This window comes from Metabacillus schmidteae, assembly GCF_903166545.1.
In the GTDB taxonomy this organism is placed as follows: Bacteria; Bacillota; Bacilli; order Bacillales; family Bacillaceae; genus Metabacillus; species Metabacillus schmidteae.
In genome coordinates this window covers 175,825-197,363 of record NZ_CAESCH010000001.1, presented here as the reverse complement: position 1 = coordinate 197,363, position 21,539 = coordinate 175,825, and the positions used below count along the sequence as shown (strand labels likewise).

The window sequence follows — 21,539 nt, the reverse complement described above, 5'->3', positions numbered from 1 at the left end:
GAAAGACAAAGAAGCGTACATTTAAAGGAGGGAAGTCTTTCATAAAGGTGATGAAAGACAAAGAAGCGTGCATTTAAAGGAGAAAAGTCTTTCACAAAGGTGATGAAAGACAAAAAAGCGTGCATTTCAGGAGAAAAGTCTTTCATAGAGGTGATGAAAGACAAAAAAGCGTGCATTTCAAGGAGGGAAGTCTTTCATAGAGGTAATGAAAGACAAAGAGTCATGCTATTAAAAGAAAAATGTCCTTCAAAAAAATGAAGGACAAAAACTATGAGAAAGGAATACAAATACCACCATCCCCAAACAAACTCAAATCTCAATATCTACCCCAATACTATCAAGTCTACCAGACTCGCGAATAAAGGCTGCAACTGCTTGATGGTCCTCATTAGTCGTATAAGCATCTAATGCAGCTTGATCTTCGAAGCGAACCATTAGAATCACTTGGTATTCCTTGCTTTTTTCAGCTAGATTTAAACCTGCTTGAATTTCAACAATCCCTGTTAATACATCTTCTAATGCTTTAAATCGCTTGATTACTTCTTGGAGCTGTTCTTGTGTTGTTTCTTCACTAAATTTTAATAAGACTGTACGTTGAATCATGCTACTCTCTCCTATTCTTAACTACATCTTTTTTAATTCACATTTTAATTATAGCAATGATAAGAAATCTAGTGAATCATCATCATTTTTATTAAATCTAGGTTTTCTACCGTTCCTATTAAAACATCCCTTCATATATTACCAATAAACTAAGTGGAGGTGCTGTAGATGTTTGGTTACTCGATGGTTCAGATGGTTCGCACATATGCAAACAAGATGGATCGACCTTTAAGAGAGGAAATCTTAAATCTCTATAAGCCACTTAAACATACACCGTGTGTTTTTCACAATCTGATAGAACAAAATATGAAAAGAACGAAAAAGGTACCAGTTATTATAGAATTTGAACATGATCAATATGATCGTGGGTGTGAACAAGTTAAAGGGACGATTCAGAGTTGCCCTATCAGCAAAGTTAAAAAGAATTTCCCTAGAATAACTTGTAGTAGTGTAGATTTAACTCCTAATACGTTAGAAGAACTTCTCACAAATTGTCATGGAATTAAAAGAATCTACCTGAATAGTAAGGTTCATGCTTTACTCGATGTGGCGGTGGAATCTGCGAATGCCCAAAATGTAGTACGAAATAATACAGTTTTAACAGGAAAAGGAGTTAAAATTGCGATTATTGATACGGGGATTTACCCGCACGAAGATCTTGAAGGAAGAATCACCGATTTTGTAGATTTTGTTAATGGTCGTACAAATCCGTATGATGATAATGGTCATGGCACACACTGTGCAGGGGCTGCTGCAGGTGATGGAGCAGCTTCCTCGGGGAGGTATAGAGGACCAGCACCTGAAGCTGACCTAGTTGGTGCAAAAGTATTAAATAATGCTGGAGCTGGTACCCTTGAATCTATTATGCAGGGTGTTGAATGGTGTATTCAATATAATGAGGAAAATCCGACAGACAAAATTGATATTCTAAGCATGTCTCTAGGATCAACCGCTCAGCCTTATGCGAATGAAAATAGAGATCCAATGGTCCAAATGGTTGAAGCTGCTTGGGCAGCCGGTATTGTCGTATGTGCTGCAGCTGGAAATGAAGGGCCTGAAAGTCAGACAATTGCCAGTCCAGGTATAAGTGATCAAGTTATCACTGTTGGAGCCTTAGATGATCGAAATACTCCGGGAACAAAAGGTGATGATGTGATTGCTAGTTTTTCAAGTAGAGGACCATCGATTTATGGAGTAGCAAAACCGGATATTGTCGCTCCGGGAGTTAATATCGTATCGTTAAGATCTCCGAATTCCTTTTTGGATAAATTTCAAAAAGGAAATCGAGTAGGAAATTTCTATTTTACATTATCAGGAACATCAATGGCTACACCAATCTGTGCAGGAGTTGTTGCTTTAATGTTGCAGAATGATCCTTCCTTAAAGTCAATAAAAGTGAAACAATTACTAAAGAGTGGAGCAGATGTTTGGAAGGCAAGAAACCAGAATATATATGGGGCAGGATATATTAATGCGGAAAAATCAATTCCTAAAAGATAAAGTTATTTCCTAAGAAATGAATAGGCAGTCCACGATTTGATAGTGGACTGCCTATTTTATTTTTTTAGTAGTAAATACACAAAGTATGGAGCACCAATCAGTGCAACCATAATCCCTGCCGGTAATCCATCCGGCTCAACTAAATTACGTCCAATTGTATCAGCAAGCAATAATAGAAAACCGCCAACTAATACGGCAATTGGGATAAATAATTGATTTCTAGGGCCAACCAGGGCTCTGGCAATATGAGGAGCCATTAGACCAATAAAGGAAATGCCTCCTGTTACAGATACAGCTGAGGCTGCGAGTGCAACAGCTGTTAATAATAAAATAATACGTTCCTTTTCAATAGAAAGACCAACCCCGACTGCCACTGGTTCACTGAGTCCGAGAATATTTAAGCGGTTGGCTTTGTAAAGTGTAAAAGGGATAAGGATGATGAGCCAAGGGAGAAGGGCGAGAATAAACGGCCAATCTGTACCCCAAATATTTCCCGCAATCCATTTGGCGATAAAATCAACTTTTACACGATCTGCAGAAGAGATAAGAACAATCATAAGCCCCGAGAGAGCAAGTGAAAAACCAACCCCGATTAAAACTAATCTAATTGGCTGCAAGCCTACTTTTCGGTCATATGAGAAAACATAAATTAAGATTGCTGTGATTAGGGCACCAAGAAAGGCAACGACAGGCAGCATATAAATAAATGAGCCTGAATCAATTGGGAAAAATAAATAAAATAATGCGATTGCTACTCCTGCCCCAGAGTTTATCCCGATAATACCAGGTTCAGCTAATTCATTCCTAGTAATGCCCTGAAGGATTGCCCCTGATAACGCAAGTGCCATCCCTGCCAGTAGTGTAATAAAAATACGTGGCATACGAATAGAAAACAAGACGAATTCATCCTTAAAGGTTCCTTGCCCAAGGAGAGTAGGAATAATTCGATCATACGATACAGAAGAAGAGCCAAGTCCTAATCCAATGATAATCGTTAGAAAAATAAGTACGATAAAAATAGCAATAAAAATTCGCTGCTTTTTGACTAATGATGACTGTATCATGAGAATGCTCTGCCTCCTTTCTTAACGATAATTAAGAAGAAGGGGATACCCATAACAGCAACAATTGCGACAACTGGTGTTTCAAATGGAGCATTTAATGTTCGGCCAATGGTATCAGCAAACAGCATAAAGGCTGCACCAACAATGGCTGACATAGGGATAATAAAACGATAATCAGTTCCAACAATTGCCCTCGCTATGTGTGGAATCATAAGCCCGATAAAAGCCATATTTCCAACAAGTGCAACAGAAGCACCTGCAAGTAAAATGATCAAGATGAAAAGAATGACTTTAATTTGAAATGTTTTTTGACCTAGTCCAACTGCAACTTCTTCACTTAAACTAAGTATCGTTAATTGTTTTGAAAAAAACATTGCGATGATCATTCCAATGATAATGACAGGAACAATGATTTGTAATTGGCTCCATGAAGTACCAACTAACCCTCCTGCTGTCCACATGGAAACATCTTTTGACGTTTGTGAGTAAAGACCAATGCCTTCAGCAATTGCATAGAGAAAGGCTGAGATAGCAGAACCAGCTAAAACAATGCGGATAGGGGAAAAGCCTCCCTTTTTCATTGAACCAATTCCGAACACTAATAAAGCCCCAACTGCAGCCCCAATAAAGCAGGAAATCATCACCCATAAGTAGTTAGCAGATGGTAAAAAGGATATCATAATGGCGAGTGCAGCATTAGCGCCTGCCGTCAAGCCCAGTAACCCGGGATCAGCCAGTGGATTCCTTGTCATTCCTTGCATAATAGCACCCGAAGTTGCAAGAGCTGATCCTACAAAAATTGCAGCAACCTCTCGAGGTAATCGTATCTCCCGAATAATTGTAATTTGTTCATTTGTTATATTTGGCATAAAAGAAAGCCACACATCTTTAACAGAAATATCAGCAGCTCCAAATACTAAAGAGACGATAAATATACAAATAAACAAAAGTACAGCTACAAAAAATTTTACTAAAAATGGAACGAATAGTTGAGTTTCCTTTTTCATACCTCACTCATCTTTTCTTTAAAAATTTTCAACATGTGGATAACGTTTACATAATGATATAAAATCCTATTAATACTTTATCAAAAAATAGAGAGGAATTCTTTAAAAGAATTCCTCTTGTTATTACTCACCTAAAAATGATTCTTTAAAGAAGGCTAATTGATGTTCCAGTGTGATTGGATCACTGAAAGATGCACCATTTCCTTCCATTTCATAAACATGATTGTTTTTTACAGCAGGAATGTTTTTATATGTTTCAGTTTCTTGGAAAGAAGTGTCAGCATCCGAATATTTGCTTAAAATTACGTAATCACCTGCATATTCAGGGATAACTTCAGCTGAGAGAGTATAGTAACCTGCTTCTAATGCAACTTCTTTTACTTTTTCAGGCATTTTCAGACCCATTCCTTGATAAAGAATTTCTGTTCCTCGTGCCCAGTTATCACCGTAAACATATAAATCTTTTCCAAAGCTTTCAATAACAGATACTGTTGCATCTTCACCGATTTTTGCTTTAATTTCTGTACCAGTTTCTTCTACACGAGCTTTAAAATCTTCCACCCATGCTTTAGCTTCTTCTTCTTTGTTTAAAAGCTTACCAATTTCAATATGCTGTGTTAAATAATCAACTTTACCCCATGTATACGTTACTGTTGGAGCAATTTCACTTAACTTATCAACATTTTTAATAGTAGAAAGTCCAATAATTAAATCCGGCTCTAATTCAATAATTTCTTCTATGCTCTCATCCGTTACTTCTACTGCATCTTTTAATTCATCTGCAAGAATTGGGCTGTTTAATGACCACGACTCAGCACCTACTACATTTACACCTAAATCAATAACATTTCCGGCGAAACCAGAAAGTAAAACAACACGCTGAGGATCAGCAGGAACTTCAACAGGTCCATTTTCGGACTCATACGTAATAGTTTCCGCCTTTTTATCATCAGAAGGAGTGCTTCCGCTTCCTTCGTTTTCTGATGCTGAATCATTGTTACCGCACGCACTAATAACTAGCAACAGCAGCAGTGTGAATGGAACTAACAGTTTCTTCATTTTTTTCTTCTCCCTTTAGTAAATTATATGTGATGCACATCGGCTTGTTTGTACGGGGATCCGTTCCAATTTCAGCATCGATATGGAAAACTTTCTTTAATACATCATGTGTAATAACTTCTTTACAATCTCCAGCTTTAATGACCTGCCCATCTTTTAGCGCAATAATATAGTCAGCAAATCGGGCAGCTTGATTTAAATCATGTAATACCATAACGATTGTACGTTCTTGTTCTTTGTTTAATTTCTGAAGAAGTTCCAGTACTTCCAGTTGATGTGCCATATCTAAATAGGTAGTAGGCTCATCCAAAAAGATGATATCTGTTTCCTGAGCTAGAGCCATTGCAATCCAAACTCTTTGACGTTGTCCTCCAGATAAAGCATCAACAGGTCTGAATTTAAAGTCCATCGTACCTGTTACTTCAAGTGCCCAATCAATCACTTCATAATCTTTTTTTGTTAGACGTCCGAAGCCTTTTTGATAAGGAAAGCGTCCATAAGATACTAGTTCACCTACAGTTAACCCACTTGCACTTTCAGGTGTTTGGGGAAGGATCGCCATTTTTTTAGCAAGGATTTTCGTATTTTCCTTTGAAATATCTCCTCCATCTAAAATGACATTTCCTGATTGATGTGGAATGATCCTTGTAATTGCTTTTAATAATGTAGATTTTCCACAACCATTTGATCCAATGATGGTCGTGATTTTTTTATCCGGAATCTCTACACTAAGATCTTTTACGATCAAGCGTTCACCATATCCTATTTTCAAATTGTTAGTGTAAAGGCGAACCATTTATGTAACCTCCGTTTTGATTGATATTTTTTATGCATAGTTGATTTACGCTCCAACCAACCTATATAGTGTTTTTCAAAAAAGTTATAGAAACAACACTCTTTTTTAAAAATAAGAATGTATAGTGTTTACTTAGTTTTCATGTCCAGCCCCAGTTTATACATGACAAAAAGAGAATCGTTCTCAATGAAAATGATTATCATTACTGAATAACTAAATTCTATAATCCCATTGTACTATTGTCAATACATAATTTCATGTTGTAAAAGTCAAGTAAGCGTTGTATAGTTAAATGAGAATGATAATCATTAATATCCAAGCTAAGGAGTGAAAGGAATGGACTCACAAGAAATATATGATGTTACGATCATTGGGGGAGGACCAGCAGGACTTTACTCAGCTTTTTATAGTGGACTTAGAGAAATGAAAACAAAATTAATTGAATTTCAGCCACAGCTCGGTGGAAAAATACATGTATATCCCGAAAAAATGATATGGGATGTTGGTGGGCAAACGCCAATACTTGGAGAGAAATTAATCGAACAATTAGTTCAACAAGCCCTGACATTTGATCCAACTATTGTGTTAGGTGAAAAAGTTGAGTCCATTTCACGTGATGAGAATGGCATTTTTACATTATCAGGTTCATCAGGACGTAAGCATTTGTCTAAGACAGTAATCATTGCTGTTGGTGGGGGAATATTAAACCCACAGAAGCTTGAAATTGAAGGAGCAGAAAAATTTGAAGTATCAAATCTTCATTATACTGTGAAATCTATAAAACGTTTTAAAGATCGGACGGTTGTGATCTCTGGTGGGGGTAATTCCGCGATTGACTGGGCTAATGAACTGGAACCAATTGCGAAAAAGGTATATCTTGTACATAGAAAGTCGAATTTAACTGGTCATGAAGCTCAAGTTTCACAATTGATGACAAGCTCAGCTACGTGTTTATTACAAACATCCATAACAAAGTTAATAGCTAGTGACAACCATGAACACATTGAAAAGGTAGAATTAACACATCAAGAAACAGGGGAAGTTACTTATTTATCAGTAGATGATGTTATTATCAATCATGGATATGAACGCGATGCTTCTCTACTTAAGAACAGCCAGTTAGGTGTTTCTTTGATTGATCAATATTTTATCGATGGCTCATCTTGCAGTGAATCCTCCATTAAGGGTATTTATGCAGCAGGTGATATTTTGAAGCATGAGGGGAAACTAAACTTAATTGCAGGAGCCTTTCAAGATGCTGCAAATGCTGTAAATAAAGCAAAGCAATATATTCAACCTGATGCTAATGGATTTGGCATGGTATCTTCTCATAATGAGTTATTTAAAGAAAGGAATAGAGATCTTGTGAAACAGATGATTAAATAATGTTAATGTCCCATTATGTTTATGGGGCATTTTTTATTATGAAAAAACACTTTATTTGTATCGTGTAAAATGAATCTTAAGGAGAATGAGTGAGAAATGGTAATGGAGGTATTCATGGATAAACAACTGGCTGTAGTAACAGGGGCATCTAGTGGATTTGGGTTATTAACTTCCCTGGAGCTTGCGAGAAAGGGCTTTTATGTTATTGCAACAATGAGGGATATAAAGAAACAATTCATGCTGATAAATGAAGCTGAACGGTATGGAATAAGGGATTACATTGAAGTTTTCCCATTAGATGTAACGTTAAAGGATTCCATTGATCAATGGAGAGATTTTATCATCGCAAAAGGGCGAATAGATGTACTTGTGAACAATGCAGGTTTTGCAGGAGCAGGATTTGCTGAGGAGATATCTGTTGAAGAATATCGTCAGCAGTTTGAAACAAATTTTTTTGGTGTCATAGGGGTGACGCAAGTTGTACTACCACTGATGAGACAGCAGGGGAGAGGGAAGATCATCAATATGAGCAGCATTAGTGGTCGAGTTGGCTTTCCAGGTCTATCTCCATATGTATCCTCTAAGTACGCCTTGGAAGGATGGAGTGAATCATTAAGGTTAGAGCTCAAACCTTATGGAATAGATGTTGTCTTAATAGAGCCAGGTTCATATCAGACAAATATTTGGACCAGCGGCAAAAAGATAACTGAAAAATCATTAACAAAAGAGTCGCCTTACAATAAAGTCATGACAAAGCTGGAACAGCATATAGAAAGTGGTTCAACTACCTTTGGAGATCCTGCAGATGTCGCTAAGCTTGCAGCGTCAATTGCGATAAAAGACAAAACATCCTTCCGATATCCAATAGGGAAGGGAGTAAAATCTTCCATTCTATTAAAAACGATTTTACCGTGGGCATGGTTAGAAAAATTTATATTAAATAAATTGATGAAATAGGAGACTGCTCTTTGGCATGTCTCTATTTTTGTTATTATGTAACCTTTTTTTAAAAATAGGGTTTTTTTAGCGTGATTTTTGGAGCAGCATTCTGCAGTGGAATTAATTACAGCAATAAATTTTAAAAAATAACCTAAAGTTTTCACCAAAATCTATCATTTTCTTCTATGAAAAGACATCTGATAGGGGATGTAACTAAGTCAAAAGACAGGGTTTTTTAGGTCGAATTGTAACGAATTATGTATGTATACAAGTTTGTTTACACGTGTACAAATTGTATTCGTAATGTATACAATACTGTTTACTTGTACACAAACATGATTACATAGCGATTTAATAGGATGTATACAAGTTTGTAACAAATGTATACATTATTGCTTACTTGTATTCATATTGAACACAACGAAAGTACGATTGACGGTATCTTCCCCTCCCCTTACCCTTGAGTTAATAGATTTACAATCAACTTTAGGAGAGGGATGGTTTTTATATGAGTAAAACGAGAATAACAGCAGTGGATGTTGGTAATGATTGTGTGAAGGCTCTTTTTGGAAAAGGAGATTATGATTTATATATTCCTAACGTTATTGCGAGAGACACAGAAGATCGTCCTGTTATTGGTATAGAAGAATTAAACGATAAAAATCCTTTAGATGGGATTCATATAAGAGTTCACTCCCCTGCACTGAAAGAAAATAACGTTATTTATCGTGTAGGAAACTTAGCGACCAAAAGTGATAACCCAAGTGAATTGGATCCTGGCAGCAGCAAATCTGAGGAAGACCAAACACTTGTTATGCTATTTACTTCCTTAGCATTGGATGCTGTGCGTGAGGAAAATGCGAGTATATTTAAAAAGACAAATAATGTAATTGATGCTAATTATACACTTGGGACAGGCTTGCCGCTTCGTGAAGTGAAAGAAGGAAAAGATGTGGGCTATCGTTCACAATTATTAGGCTCTGTTCATCAGGTGGAATTTCTAGTGACACCAAAATATCAGGGTTTAAAGGTTAATATTAAGTTTGATGAAGTAAAAGTATATCCTGAAGGATTTGCGGCCTATATTAATCTAGTGATGGACAAGGACTTAAAAGTCATCAATCGTGATTTAATCGATAAACAGATCTTAATTCAAGATATTGGGGGCTTATCAACAGATGTCGCTGTCATTAAGAATCGAAATGTTGATGATGATAAAGCACAAGGCTTTAATTTAGGTGTTTCAGAATCATTGGAAGCGATCAGAGAAGAGATTCGAACAAAGCATGGCGTAGAGCTCGATAGCCGTCGTGATGTGGTTGATATTATTACTAGAAAAAATGATCGTCATCATATTATGGTGAAGGGAAGCCGTACAAATGTCCATGACATAACAGACCGCATTCTTCTTGAACTGGCAAAGAAACAATACCGTCATCTTCGAAATGTTTGGCAAAAAAACTCCCAAACTGAAATCTGCTATTTTGTTGGTGGAGGCTCTATTGTTTTAAAAGAGTATATTAAAATGTTGAATAATAGCCTTGATGGCTACAATATCGAGTTCTTTGAGGATGAAAAAGAAAGCATTTGGATGATGGCGAACGCATACTATAAGTTAATCTCTGATTTCGTCAGAAAAAACAGCGAACCACAGAAGAAAAATGAAAAGCAAACAGTCTAAAACAAATTAAGGTGGTTACATGAATAAAAAGGGTGCACCGACTATAAAAAGGGGACAAGCTATTACATTTCGCCTTCCATCTGATACACCTGATCATCTTATAAAACAGTTGGAAAAGCTTAAACAAACCGAAAAACGAAACTTTTCAAGTAAAATCGCTGAATTTGTTTTAGAAGGCGTTGGAAGCTCTTTAGCGAAGGATAGAGAAATGGTTAGTCTTCCAATGCCCAAGCAATTATCAAAAGATCAGCGGAATTGGCTGAAACATTCTCACTCAGAAGCGTTATTAGGAAGCATTGTCTATCAAATTCTTTCAGACCCTGTAAGAGCTACTTCTATCTTGGCGTCATTAACAAGCAATGCCCTGGATATCGATGAAGCATTGTACTTGCAGGAAATGGATGTTGATGGCAAACAGGATCTTGATCAAATTGACACAATTGAGCCGATAATAACTGAAGAAGAATGGGCTCCTGGCGTTGACGATGATGATATATTAGACTTTGATTTTGATCGAACAGAAAGAGAGCTTGCTTCATCTAAAGAGGATACCCATGAGGAATCAGAAGAGATGGAAGATCTTTTAGGTGATTTTTTAGCAAAAATGAATAAATAAAAAGTGTGAGGAATAAGGTTAGATAGGCATAACTCACAGAGTCAGCACCACGTATAATATTTTTTGAAAATGGATTGACAGAATGAATTGGAAAATAATACAATAAAGCAAGATCTTAATAAATTCGAATTGGAGGGTTACAAAATGGAAAATGTATTGATGAATAAACCAATAAAAATTTCATATTGTAATGTGACCCGCCCAAAACAACTTTAATTCATTCAAGCTTTTTATATCCTAAAGCTTATTTCAAGCGCAGGTCACAGCTATTGTGATGTGCGCTTTTATATTATGTATGAGGCATTATGCACGATCGCATAATGCCTTTTTTGTGTCTAATTATAAAAATATCGAGCCTTATAGCTCGTTTATATAGATTGATCTTACTTTTCAAGAAGGGAGTTTTAAAGATGGTTAAACAATTGGTTATTCGCATTGATTTAGATTGGATAAAAGGTGGCTAACCGGATTGACATTTATTCATAAAAAGGGGAGGGATCTTTATGTTTTCAGTACTTGGAAAATTAAGCTGGTTTTTTAAACAGCATTGGAAACGGTATTCAGTTGCTGTTTCGTTATTAATTATTGTTAGTATCTTAGATGTCATTCCACCAAAAATTATTGGGGTTGCGATTGATGACATTCAGTTTGGACAGATGACAGGGGAGCGGCTGCGAGAACTATTATTTTTCTTCATTGCTCTTATCATTCTTAGTTACGGTATAACCTATGTATGGATGTACCAATTATTTGGCGGGGCACATTTAATTGAACGTATTTTAAGATATCGCTTTATGAGGCATTTGCTTTCAATGACTCCAAGCTTTTATGAAAAAAATCGAACTGGGGATTTAATGGCCAGAGCGACGAATGATCTAAAGGCAATTTCGCTAACAGCTGGGTTTGGCATTCTAACTCTAGTTGACTCAACCATTTTTATGATCATTATTATATTTGTGATGGGGTTTACGATAAGCTGGAAACTGACGCTGGCGGCACTAATACCATTACCACTCATGGCCATAGCCATTAACTATTTCGGTAAGCTCATTCATAAGCGTTTTACGGTTGCTCAAGATGCCTTTGGTGACTTAAATGATAATGTGCTTGAATCAATTGCAGGAGTCCGTGTTATTCGCGCATATGTTCAAGAAAAGGCAGATGAACAGCGTTTTAAGAATATGACAGAGGATGTTTATGAGAAAAACATTGCTGTGGCAAAAGTTGATGCTCTTTTTGAACCGACAATAAAGATTTTAGTAGGTTTAAGCTATGTGATTGGGTTGGGGTATGGTGCATATCTTGTTTTTCATCAGATGATTACATTAGGGGAGCTTGTGAGCTTTAATATATACTTGGGAATGTTAATTTGGCCGATGTTTGCGGTCGGAGAGCTGATTAACATCCTTCAGCGTGGAAACGCTTCATTGGATCGTGTGAATGAAGTCCTTGCGTATGAGGAGGATGTAAAGGATGTGAAAGAACCTGTTGCATTGGATATTCCCGAGGAAATTGTTTTTAGCAATGTGACATTTCAATATCCAACTTCAACAACAGAAAACCTTCGTGATATTAACTTGAAGGTGAAAAGAGGGCAAACCGTTGGCATTGTTGGAAAAACAGGTTCTGGTAAAACAACATTGCTTAAGCAGCTTATACGGGAATATCCCGCTGGTAATGGTGAAATTCTTATTTCAGCTCAGCCAATTGAAAAAATCCTGCTTGATACACTGCATTCCTGGATTGGGTATGTTCCGCAAGAACAAATCTTGTTTTCCCGAACGATTCGTGAAAATTTACAGTTTGGTAAAGAACAGGTAACAGAGAGTGACATTCAGGAAGCCCTTCGATTGGCCGCCTTTGACAATGATCTTTCAGTTCTTCCTAAAGGGTTAGAAACATTAGTTGGAGAAAAGGGTGTTGCTCTTTCTGGTGGGCAAAAGCAGAGGATTTCGATTGCCCGCGCGTTAATAAAGGATCCGGAAATTCTTTTACTGGATGATGCGATGTCTGCAGTTGACGGGAAAACGGAAGCCAAAATTATTGAAAATATCCGCAGTGAGCGTAAAGGGAAAACAACATTTATCTCTGCACATCGTTTATCGGCTGTTCAACATGCAGACTGGATTATTGTGATGGATGAAGGAAAGATTGTGGAAGAAGGAACTCATGATCAGCTTATCGAGCTCGGTAAATGGTATAAAACGCAATATGATCGCCAACAAGCTGATTCGTATGGAGAGGTGAGTTAGATGAAGAAAAAATCAACAGGAAAACGACTCTTCCACTATGCCCTTCTTTATAAGCGAACGATTCTGATTGCTCTGGCTATGTTAACCTTTGCTGTTGGAGCAGAACTAACAGGACCGTTTATTGCAAAAAGAATGATTGATCATCATATGATGGGAATTGAAAAACCATGGGTTGAAGTGCAGGAAAGAGATGAACAAACGGTCGTTTATCAAGATCAATTATTTAAAAAGAACGAAAATATATCAGAAAGTGATTCAGTAGGAAGTAATGACCTCCAAATTGTGCAGGTTGGTCGTTCGTTTTATGTGACAGAAGAGCATCTGTCGTTCGATGGAGAACGGACTGTATCTGGAAATACCTTAACAATAAAAAGCGGGTCACAAGAAGCAAGCTATGATGTGGAGCAATTAACGCCTCAAGAGTTGTTAGCATTTTATCAACCAGAGATACGACCAATTGTCATCCTTCTTAGCTTTTATGTAGGACTATTATTCATTGCAGCCATCTTTCAATATGGAAAAACACTATTGCTGCAAAAAGCCGCAAATCGCATTATTCAAAAAATGAGAACAGACGTATTTGAGCATATTCAGCGGGTACCAATTCAATATTTTGATAACCTCCCTGCAGGTAAGATTGTCGCACGTGTAACGAACGATACAGAGGCCATACGTGAATTGTATGTAAAAGTGCTTGCCAGCTTCTTTACAAGTGGTATTTATATGACCGGAATCTTTGTGGCTTTGTTCTTCCTGGATGTGAAGCTTGCACTCATTACGTTGCTGCTGGTACCTGTTCTGGTTATCTGGACAGTTATTTACCGGAAGTTGGCTTCTAGATATAATCATTTAATTCGTACAAGAGTCAGTGATATTAACGGAATGGTAAATGAGTCAATTCAAGGTATGACCATCATCCGGGCATTTCGTAGAAAAAAACAAACAGTCAATGAGTTTGAAGTGTTAAATCAAGAGCATTTTACCTACCAAAATAAACTTCTCAGCTTAAATGCATTCACCTCACATAATTTGGTGAATGTTCTACGAAATGTTGCTTTCGTTGTCCTGATTTGGTATTTTGGCGGGCAATCGCTCACAGCTGCCGGAATGATTTCAATAGGTGTACTCTATGCTTTTGTTGACTACTTAAATCGATTATTCCAGCCTGTTACAGATATTGTTAATCAGCTTGCACAGTTGGAGCAAGCGCGAGTTGCTTCTGAACGGGTCTTTGAATTACTGGATGAAAAAGGAGAAGAAGTCAATGTGGAGCAGCTTCCTCGTTTTGAAGGAAATGTAAAGTTTAAAGATGTTTCTTTTTCCTATAATGGTGAAAATGATGTGTTAAAGAATATCTCCTTTACAGCTAAAAAAGGGGAAACTGTGGCATTAGTTGGGCATACAGGTTCAGGGAAAAGCTCGATTATCAATCTCCTGTTTCGTTACTATGATATTAATAGAGGTATGATCACAATTGACGGCATGGATACAAGCGAAATTCCTCGTCAGCAGCTCAGAAAACATATGGGTATTGTTTTACAAGATCCGTTTTTGTTTACCGGGACGATTGAGTCAAATGTTAGTCTGGATAATCCTGATATTTCAAAAGAGACGATTAGAAACGCTCTTCGAAGTGTTGGTGCAGAAAGATTTATTAATCAGCTCCCAAAGCAATATGAAGAACCTGTGCTCGAAAAGGGAAGTACGTTATCAGCAGGTGAAAGACAGCTTATTTCATTTGCGCGAGCTCTTGCCTATGACCCTGCCATTCTCATTTTAGATGAGGCGACGGCAAACATCGATACAGAAACAGAAGCAATTATTCAGCAGGCATTAAATGTTGTGAAAGAAGGCAGAACAACGTTTGTCATTGCCCACAGACTTTCCACCATCCGAAATGCAGATCAAATACTCGTGTTAGATCATGGAGAAATAGTTGAAAGAGGAAATCATGAGGAATTGCTCGAGAAAAAAGGAAAATACTATAAAATGCATCAATTGCAATTAGGTAAAGAAATGGTGAACGCAGGATAAATAAAGGTTTCGTTTGTCTTAATAGAGGGAAGGGTACAAGTAATAGGAGGTAATCGTTCATGAAAATAGTAAAAAAACTAATCAAATGGGCGCCAATTATCTACCCAATCGTTAAGAAAATCCTTAACAAACGTAAGACAGGTCATATGAAATCGAGAATATAAAAGGGTAAGGGCTGGCCACATTTTGTTGGTCAGCCCCTTTAATGCCTTATAGGTGGTAGAGATGTATGTGTCTCCTTTTTAAAAGAAATATGTAACTCGTGATCCTGATTAACAGATGCATAAAAGATTTGGTGATAATCAATTAGGCCATGCTGTGATAACTGATTGCGGAGCCAATTTTCATCGAGTTCTAAATAATCAAGAGAATCTTTATATACGTTTCCTTCAATTATGACAGGAAAGGAAATGTTATTTCTGGTTGTTTGAATAGTAAGATCTTCTTTCGTTACAGTTTGCTTAGAAGTTTTTTTCAACACACTCATTGCACCATCGGCCTCAATAATTGCTAAATCAACCTCTGCAGGATCAAAGATATCCTTACCTCTCAGCATTTGAAGAATATTATCAATGGAGTACCCAATTTTACTCATATTTTTCACTAGAAAGTTTCCGTCTTTTATGACTAGGGTCGGCTCAAAAGTAATGAGCTTACCGAATTTGCGGTTTTTTATTTTTAAGTGAGAAACCAGTTTTTGCAGTAACCCAATCATAACAATAGTAAATGCAGTTGGAAGATGTTTAATCTCAGGATCAGCAATATCTGCACCAACAACAGCACCTAAGATGATAATGATTAGAAAATCAAAAATGGGTAATTCCCCAATTGTACGCTTCCCCATATAAATGGTGGTAAATAAGAGTAAAGGAAGGATTGTCACGATTCGTCCAAGAACTATGAGCAAATCCTTTAGCAGTTCTTCCATCCTTTTACCTCCTTGAATAATATCAATAGGCAAAGGTTTTCCATAAATGGAAGGATAGATACATGATGAAGTACAGGATCATCTCCATTTTTAAAAAGAATAGATTCTTATGCTTTAGTCTCAGGAACCTTCATTAAGATGATAAAACCAATAATAAAGAGAATCACAAGACTAAAAACACCACTGCTGGAGTTACCTGTTAATTGTGCAGTTGTGGCTACAAGTAAAGGACCCATTATCGATGCGAATTTCCCAAAAATATTATAAAAACCGAAAAATTCATTTGCTTTTTCTTTCGGAATAAGCTTCGCAAAATAAGATCTGCTGAGCGCTTGAATGCCTCCTTGTGATGTAGCCACAAGCATCGCTAGAATCCAAAAGTCCAAGGTTGTCTCGAGGAAGTATGCGTAAATACAAACAATCATGTATACGATAATTCCTACATACAACATTTTTTTGCCGGTGAATTTTTCAGAGAGCCTTCCGTACAGAATAGAAAATGGTGCAGCTACAACCTGTGTAACAAAGAGGACAATGAGGAGGTCGGTTGAGCCGATTCCTAAATCTGTTCCGTATGCGGTGGACATTGTGATAATAGTTCCAACTCCATCAATATAGAAAAAATACGCGAGAAGAAATAAAAATAATGCCCGATGTTTTCGGATTTCAGTTAGGGTGTGCCAAAGTCTTTTGAAGCTATTAAAGACAGGATTTCGTTCACGTTTGATAAAGTGGAGTTGTTGAACATGCTTTAGCAATGGAAGCGTAAAAATTCCCCACCATACAGCTGTTATAATAAATGCTATTTTACTTGCTATAACAGTTGAAATAGGTAGAATACCATTTTGCGATAGCACAATAATGGCGATGCTAATGATAAATGGAATGGTACTTCCGATATACCCTAAACCATATCCACGAGCAGATACAAGGTTCATTCTAGATTCTGATGCCACATCTACTAAAAATGCATCGTAAAAAATATTAGCACCGGAAAAACCAATTGTTGCAAGAGTATAGCAAACTAATAAAAGTAACCATTGTTCTGCTGGAATAAAGGCGAGAATCCCGGTAAACCCAATTCCTAAAGTTAAAAAGAAAGAAAAGAAACGTTTTTTATATCCTTGATAATCAGCAATTGTACCTAAGATGGGACCAAGCATAGCCAAAATAAAGGTTGCGATTGCGATAGTATATCCTAAATAAGCAGTAGAGTCTGCCGGGCTTACCCCTGCATTTGTCGCTGCTCCTTTATAAAATATAGGAAACACAGCTGTCGAGATAATAATAGAATAAGCGGAACTGCCCCAGTCATAGAAAATCCAACTATTTTCTTCTTTTGAAAAACGCCTCATTCATATTGCCTCCCTAGTAGGTGTACAATCATATTTTACAAGATTTTTATGGTGAATATAGGAAATTACTGAAATTTAATAATGGGTTAATAAAGTATTAACATTTTATAGGGTGACTCTAATTAGTAACCGCTTACATTAATGTATATTCCCGTGAAAAGAAAATAATCCAACCCTTAAGTAGAGTTAGATTAATTAAGTGATTTTAAGCTCCATGACTGTAGAGATATCTGAAAATCCAAGATCTTCGTATAAATGTTTTGCTGGATTACCAGTGAAAACATTGAGCTGAACTTTCTGGTATCCTTCAGCCTTTAATTGTTGGATAGCTGATTGCATGAGCTGCTTTCCTAGACCAAGCTTTCTGTAAATGGGAAATACATATAAAGAGGTAATCGTTCCTGTTTTCTGAACATTTATAGGGTTAAAATCAGGACCCATTAAAACCCATCCTGCAATTTGATGTTGATCTACAGCAATAAGATAATAAGACCCACTATTTAATAATGGGACAAACATATTCATCCCTTTTTGTACATCATTATGAACCAAACCCATGGTGCTCTCGGACATAACGTTAATTGTCATATAAAGGAGAGTATTTGTTTCATCTTGACTTGCCTTCCTAATCATTATCATACCAAGCACCTCTCAAAGAATCTTCAGATAGCATAGTATATGAATGGAGGCACTTGATGTGATTTGTGGATGGGTAATAGAGGAATAATAATAAAAATGGGAATTATATTGGATGTAAGCAGTTGAAGGACAAACTTCAGGTTCATGTGGGAAGAAAAGTCCTTCATAGCAGGGATGAAGGACAAACCAGGATCAAAAGCAGAACAAAAAGTCCTTCATAGCAGGGATGAAGGACAAACCAGGATCAAAAGCAGAACAAAAAGTCCTTCATAGCAGGGATGAAGGACAAACTGGGACCAAAACAAGAACAAAAAGTCCTTCATAGCAGGGATGAAGGACAAAACCGGTTCAAATCAAAAACCAAAAGTTCTTCACCCCCTGCTGCATTACTCAAAAGTACCCTTTACTAATGCAACCCCGTCTTCCACCATCTGTCTGCCCTTTGCCCAGACAGATTTGATAGTGAGATCAGCATCCAGTAGGACGACATCAGCATCCTTACCAGGCGTTAATTCGCCCTTTTGATACAGCTTTAATATGTTGGCAGGATTGCTTGTTATCACGTTTAGTGCTATTTCCAGGGGAATGTTTTCCTTCTGAACTGCTTCCTTTACCGCTTGAAAAAGCGTGTCTACCTTGCCGACTTTTAGGCCGATTAGTTCTCCCTCTCCGTTAAAATTAGGCAGGCTTGCTTGACCGTCAGATGTAAAGGTGATTTGGTCAATTGATACACCAGCTTCCAGCATTCTTTTAAGGCCGTGACTGCAGGAAACTTCCCCTTCAGCAAGAAATTTAGGAATCGTACTTGTTGTAAAATCAACCCAACCGCCTTTTTTGGCATATTCAATGCCAGCTTCAAAAAGATGTGGATTTCGGTTTATATGAGTTGGATAAAATTGTTTTATTGGCAGGTCTGTAGAAGAAACTACATCCAAAATAGGATTAAGATGTCGATGGCTGTCCCCGACATGAATATTGACAATTCCCGCTTTGCCAGACAGCATGCCGCCAATTCTTGCAGCCGATGCAAGCTTAGCCAATTCTTCAACTGTAGGTTGTGAGGACCTGTGATCACTTATGGCTATTTCTCCAACACCTATGATTTTATCGATTAAGACAAGGTCATCTTCTATTTTTCCTGTGACAGTTTTAACAGGTACTTGATATGATCCTGTATGGACATAACAGGTAATTCCTTCTTCCTCAAGTGCACGTGATTTGGCAATTAAATTTGCCATCGTTCGAGTTGTTCCGTCTGTGCCAATGACTCCAACCAGTGTAGTTATACCAGACAAGGTTGCATCTGTTAATTGGAGCTCAGGTGTTCTTGTTTTGTAGCTTCCTTCACCGCCGCCACCTGTAATATGAACATGAGAATCGATAAAGCCAGGAACAACCTTCAGTCCTGAAGCATCATAAACTTTGAAATCAACAAAATTTATTGGTACGTCAATTTTATCTTTTATATAGCAGATTTTTTCATCAGCTATAAGAATATCTTTTTTACCTACATAATTAGGAGCATATACTTCTCCGTTCTGTATGAGTGTTAACATTACGTTGCATTGCTCCTTTCTTAAAATGTTATGATGATCTTTGTTCCAGTAGCTTACAAATTTCCACAATGGTATTTGTTGCTTTTACCATATTATCGACTGAAATAAATTCGAATTTTCCGTGGAAGTTTTCTCCACCAGTAAAAACATTGGGGGTAGGTAAGCCCATATAGGAAAGCTGGGAGCCATCAGTACCGCCGCGAATTGGTTCAACAATAGGTTGTATCCTCAAGTTTTCCATTGCTTGGTGAGCGATATCGACTATGTATTTAACAGGTTCTATCTTGTCTTTCATATTGTAATATTGATCATTCAATTCTAATACGATCGCTTCTTCACCATAAACCTGCTTAAATTTATGCACAAGGTTTACAATTGTTTGTTTTCTTGATTCAAAAAGTTGTTTATCATGATCGCGGATGATGTAATGGACATTTGTTTGTTCAACATCACCATTGAATGAGATGAGGTGATAAAAGCCTTCATGTCCTTCGGTAAATTCAGGTGCTTCCATTGCCGGTAGCTTGGATTGAAAAGCCATAGCTATTTTCGCGGAATTCACCATTTTTCCCTTAGCTGTGCCAGGGTGAACATTATTTCCTTTAAATGTAATCTTTGCTGCGGCAGCGTTAAAGCTTTCATATTGTAATTCTCCAAGTGGACCGCCATCAATTGTGTAGGCGAAGTCTGCTCCGAATGCTTCTACATCAAACTTATGAGGACCTCTTCCAATTTCTTCATCCGGTGTAAATGCCACTCTGATGTTTCCGTGCTTAATATCAGGGTTAGTGATAAGATAACGCATAGCGGTCATGATTTCAGCAATCCCTGCTTTATTATCTGCACCTAACAGTGTTTTTCCGTCTGTTGTAATGAGGGTATGACCGTGATAATTTGCAAGGTTAGGAAATTGGTTCGGCGAAAGGATGACTCCCAGCTCCTGATTAAGCGTAATGTCTCCACCATCATAGGACTCCACAACTTGAGGATTTACATTCTTACCTGTAAAATCAGTTGCTGTGTCAAGATGGGCTAAAAAACCGACAGTAGGTATGTTTTTATCTGTATTAGCAGGTAAAGTCGCCATCACATAGCCGTTCTCATCCATTGTTACGTCCTTCATGCCGATCGTATTTAATTCATCGACTAAAAGCTTACCAAGTGTAAGTTGACCAGGGGTGGATGGGCAAGCTTCATTGTTTTCATCCGACTGGGTATCAATCACAACATAATTTTTAAAGCGATCAATGATCTCTTTTTTCATATAGATTTTCCTTCCTTATGTTAGAGTTATATTTATACTATCATGCTAAAACGTATTTTTACCAATTCAGAGACAAAAACAAGCATTGAGCACTAAAGCCCAATGCTTGTTTTGTTAAACACCGCGTCTTGCAAAGTCAATAAAGCGAAATTTATCAAGTCGATGCCGTGATTCGGTGTATTGAAACAAACTAGTGTTTTCCAAATACACATAGTTTTTCACAACAACAATATGTGAGAATCCTTCTAGATCAAGATGTTTTCGATCTTCATCTGTACAGTCCTCTACAACTATTTCCTTTTTGGCAAAGCTGATCGTTAAATCAAGCTGTTTTTCAAGATACTCGTAAATAGATCCTTCACAAATCTCCTTTGTGAGTGTAGGAACATATTTCTTCAAAAAGTAGTCCTTGTCCAAGATGATGTTAACCCCATTTATTTCTCGTGAACGAGTAACCTTCCATACCTCATCATCACTAGAAGCTTCCAATTGTTGCATTAAAAATTCATCCGGATTAATTAACCCAAAATCATGAACTGTTGTCACAACAGATTCCATTTGCAGATTTTGAGAGACTTCCTTAAAACTTACGAGTCCTGAAATGGGAAAACTCATCTTTTGAACATCTATGACGACTGAACCTTTACCTTTGATCTTTTGAATAAAGCCGTTTTGGGATAAAAGGTTAAGAGCTTTACGAATTGTTTCCCTGCTTGTATCATATTGGAGCGTTAAATCATTTTCGGAAGGTAATACCTCACCGGGCTTTACCTCACCGGATTTAATGCGATTTGTTAATTCTTTATATATTGTAAGGTATTTATTTTGTCTCATATTCATCACCACCCTTATCTTACCAT

The 21,539-nt window shown here is 37.2% G+C and carries 18 protein-coding genes; 7 read left to right on the top strand and 11 right to left on the bottom strand.

Annotated elements, in window-relative coordinates; translation table 11 throughout:
- Positions 1–309: 309 nt before the first annotated feature.
- Positions 310–603 (bottom strand): Dabb family protein, encoded by a 294-nt coding sequence (locus tag HWV59_RS00895; protein ID WP_102231699.1) that lies wholly within the window; start codon positions 601–603, stop codon positions 310–312.
- A 168-nt stretch (positions 604–771) separates the two neighbouring features.
- On the opposite strand from HWV59_RS00895, the gene HWV59_RS00890 reads away from it, so the two are divergent.
- A complete protein-coding gene (locus tag HWV59_RS00890) occupies positions 772–2,103 on the top strand; it encodes a S8 family peptidase (RefSeq protein WP_175637862.1) in 1,332 nt (443 codons plus the stop codon).
- Between the two features lie 56 nt (positions 2,104–2,159).
- Here the strand turns inward: HWV59_RS00890 and HWV59_RS00885 are convergent, their stop codons facing one another.
- The 4 genes from HWV59_RS00885 to HWV59_RS00870 all read right to left on the bottom strand — a co-directional run bounded on the left by HWV59_RS00885 (position 2,160) and on the right by HWV59_RS00870 (position 6,029).
- Complete coding sequence (locus HWV59_RS00885; protein WP_175637861.1) at positions 2,160–3,167, bottom strand: FecCD family ABC transporter permease; 1,008 nt, start codon at positions 3,165–3,167, stop codon at positions 2,160–2,162.
- Positions 3,164–4,174, bottom strand: coding sequence for a FecCD family ABC transporter permease (locus HWV59_RS00880; RefSeq protein ID WP_175637860.1), 1,011 nt, complete (start codon positions 4,172–4,174; stop codon positions 3,164–3,166). The genes HWV59_RS00885 and HWV59_RS00880 overlap by 4 nt, the downstream gene beginning before the upstream one ends.
- Before the next feature lie 123 nt (positions 4,175–4,297).
- Positions 4,298–5,233, bottom strand: coding sequence for an iron-hydroxamate ABC transporter substrate-binding protein (locus HWV59_RS00875; RefSeq protein ID WP_175637859.1), 936 nt, complete (start codon positions 5,231–5,233; stop codon positions 4,298–4,300).
- A complete protein-coding gene (locus HWV59_RS00870) occupies positions 5,184–6,029 on the bottom strand; it encodes an ABC transporter ATP-binding protein (RefSeq protein WP_102231695.1) in 846 nt (281 codons plus the stop codon). The genes HWV59_RS00875 and HWV59_RS00870 overlap by 50 nt, the downstream gene beginning before the upstream one ends.
- 336 nt (positions 6,030–6,365) lie before the next feature.
- Between HWV59_RS00870 and HWV59_RS00865 the strand changes: the two genes are divergently transcribed.
- The 6 genes from HWV59_RS00865 to HWV59_RS00840 all read left to right on the top strand — a co-directional run bounded on the left by HWV59_RS00865 (position 6,366) and on the right by HWV59_RS00840 (position 14,937).
- Positions 6,366–7,415 carry an NAD(P)/FAD-dependent oxidoreductase gene (locus tag HWV59_RS00865; protein WP_175637858.1) on the top strand — a complete coding sequence of 350 codons (1,050 nt, stop codon included), beginning with the start codon at positions 6,366–6,368 and terminating at the stop codon, positions 7,413–7,415.
- Between the two features lie 114 nt (positions 7,416–7,529).
- Entirely contained in the window at positions 7,530–8,372 is an 843-nt protein-coding gene (locus HWV59_RS00860; RefSeq protein WP_102231814.1) for an oxidoreductase, read from the top strand.
- A 490-nt stretch (positions 8,373–8,862) separates the two neighbouring features.
- Positions 8,863–10,035, top strand: coding sequence for a ParM/StbA family protein (locus HWV59_RS00855; RefSeq protein WP_102231693.1), 1,173 nt, complete (start codon positions 8,863–8,865; stop codon positions 10,033–10,035).
- Between the two features lie 19 nt (positions 10,036–10,054).
- Positions 10,055–10,651 (top strand): hypothetical protein, encoded by a 597-nt coding sequence (locus tag HWV59_RS00850; protein ID WP_102231692.1) that lies wholly within the window; start codon positions 10,055–10,057, stop codon positions 10,649–10,651.
- A 503-nt stretch (positions 10,652–11,154) separates the two neighbouring features.
- Complete coding sequence (locus HWV59_RS00845) at positions 11,155–12,903, top strand: ABC transporter ATP-binding protein (RefSeq protein WP_102231691.1); 1,749 nt, start codon at positions 11,155–11,157, stop codon at positions 12,901–12,903.
- Positions 12,904–14,937 carry an ABC transporter ATP-binding protein gene (locus HWV59_RS00840; RefSeq protein ID WP_175637857.1) on the top strand — a complete coding sequence of 678 codons (2,034 nt, stop codon included), beginning with the start codon at positions 12,904–12,906 and terminating at the stop codon, positions 14,935–14,937.
- 202 nt (positions 14,938–15,139) lie between these two features.
- Here the strand turns inward: HWV59_RS00840 and HWV59_RS00835 are convergent, their stop codons facing one another.
- The 6 genes from HWV59_RS00835 to treR all read right to left on the bottom strand — a co-directional run bounded on the left by HWV59_RS00835 (position 15,140) and on the right by treR (position 21,513).
- Positions 15,140–15,865, bottom strand: coding sequence for a DUF421 domain-containing protein (locus HWV59_RS00835; RefSeq protein WP_102231689.1), 726 nt, complete (start codon positions 15,863–15,865; stop codon positions 15,140–15,142).
- Between the two features lie 107 nt (positions 15,866–15,972).
- A complete protein-coding gene (locus HWV59_RS00830) occupies positions 15,973–17,220 on the bottom strand; it encodes an MFS transporter (RefSeq protein ID WP_175637856.1) in 1,248 nt (415 codons plus the stop codon).
- A 195-nt stretch (positions 17,221–17,415) separates the two neighbouring features.
- Positions 17,416–17,859 (bottom strand): GNAT family N-acetyltransferase, encoded by a 444-nt coding sequence (locus HWV59_RS00825; protein ID WP_175637855.1) that lies wholly within the window; start codon positions 17,857–17,859, stop codon positions 17,416–17,418.
- A 386-nt stretch (positions 17,860–18,245) separates the two neighbouring features.
- On the bottom strand, positions 18,246–19,415 hold the full coding sequence (gene iadA / locus HWV59_RS00820; protein ID WP_175637854.1) for a beta-aspartyl-peptidase: 1,170 nt from the start codon (positions 19,413–19,415) through the stop codon (positions 18,246–18,248).
- Between the two features lie 28 nt (positions 19,416–19,443).
- A complete protein-coding gene (gene pepT / locus HWV59_RS00815) occupies positions 19,444–20,679 on the bottom strand; it encodes a peptidase T (RefSeq protein WP_175637853.1) in 1,236 nt (411 codons plus the stop codon).
- A 114-nt stretch (positions 20,680–20,793) separates the two neighbouring features.
- Positions 20,794–21,513 carry a trehalose operon repressor gene (gene treR / locus HWV59_RS00810; RefSeq protein WP_102231684.1) on the bottom strand — a complete coding sequence of 240 codons (720 nt, stop codon included), beginning with the start codon at positions 21,511–21,513 and terminating at the stop codon, positions 20,794–20,796.
- Between the last annotated feature and the right edge of the window lie 26 nt (positions 21,514–21,539).

Excerpts from the sequence above, each read along its gene's own strand:
- HWV59_RS00895 (WP_102231699.1), bottom strand. The coding sequence starts at position 603 with ATGATTCAACGTACAGTCTTATTAAAATTTAGTGAAGAAACAACACAA.
- HWV59_RS00890 (WP_175637862.1), top strand. The coding sequence starts at position 772 with ATGTTTGGTTACTCGATGGTTCAGATGGTTCGCACATATGCAAACAAG.
- HWV59_RS00885 (WP_175637861.1), bottom strand. The coding sequence starts at position 3,167 with ATGATACAGTCATCATTAGTCAAAAAGCAGCGAATTTTTATTGCTATT.
- HWV59_RS00880 (WP_175637860.1), bottom strand. The coding sequence starts at position 4,174 with ATGAAAAAGGAAACTCAACTATTCGTTCCATTTTTAGTAAAATTTTTT.
- HWV59_RS00875 (WP_175637859.1), bottom strand. The coding sequence starts at position 5,233 with ATGAAGAAACTGTTAGTTCCATTCACACTGCTGCTGTTGCTAGTTATT.
- HWV59_RS00870 (WP_102231695.1), bottom strand. The coding sequence starts at position 6,029 with ATGGTTCGCCTTTACACTAACAATTTGAAAATAGGATATGGTGAACGC.
- HWV59_RS00865 (WP_175637858.1), top strand. The coding sequence starts at position 6,366 with ATGGACTCACAAGAAATATATGATGTTACGATCATTGGGGGAGGACCA.
- HWV59_RS00860 (WP_102231814.1), top strand. The coding sequence starts at position 7,530 with ATGGATAAACAACTGGCTGTAGTAACAGGGGCATCTAGTGGATTTGGG.
- HWV59_RS00855 (WP_102231693.1), top strand. The coding sequence starts at position 8,863 with ATGAGTAAAACGAGAATAACAGCAGTGGATGTTGGTAATGATTGTGTG.
- HWV59_RS00850 (WP_102231692.1), top strand. The coding sequence starts at position 10,055 with ATGAATAAAAAGGGTGCACCGACTATAAAAAGGGGACAAGCTATTACA.
- HWV59_RS00845 (WP_102231691.1), top strand. The coding sequence starts at position 11,155 with ATGTTTTCAGTACTTGGAAAATTAAGCTGGTTTTTTAAACAGCATTGG.
- HWV59_RS00840 (WP_175637857.1), top strand. The coding sequence starts at position 12,904 with ATGAAGAAAAAATCAACAGGAAAACGACTCTTCCACTATGCCCTTCTT.
- HWV59_RS00835 (WP_102231689.1), bottom strand. The coding sequence starts at position 15,865 with ATGGAAGAACTGCTAAAGGATTTGCTCATAGTTCTTGGACGAATCGTG.
- HWV59_RS00830 (WP_175637856.1), bottom strand. The coding sequence starts at position 17,220 with ATGAGGCGTTTTTCAAAAGAAGAAAATAGTTGGATTTTCTATGACTGG.
- HWV59_RS00825 (WP_175637855.1), bottom strand. The coding sequence starts at position 17,859 with ATGATAATGATTAGGAAGGCAAGTCAAGATGAAACAAATACTCTCCTT.
- iadA (WP_175637854.1), bottom strand. The coding sequence starts at position 19,415 with ATGTTAACACTCATACAGAACGGAGAAGTATATGCTCCTAATTATGTA.
- pepT (WP_175637853.1), bottom strand. The coding sequence starts at position 20,679 with ATGAAAAAAGAGATCATTGATCGCTTTAAAAATTATGTTGTGATTGAT.
- treR (WP_102231684.1), bottom strand. The coding sequence starts at position 21,513 with ATGAGACAAAATAAATACCTTACAATATATAAAGAATTAACAAATCGC.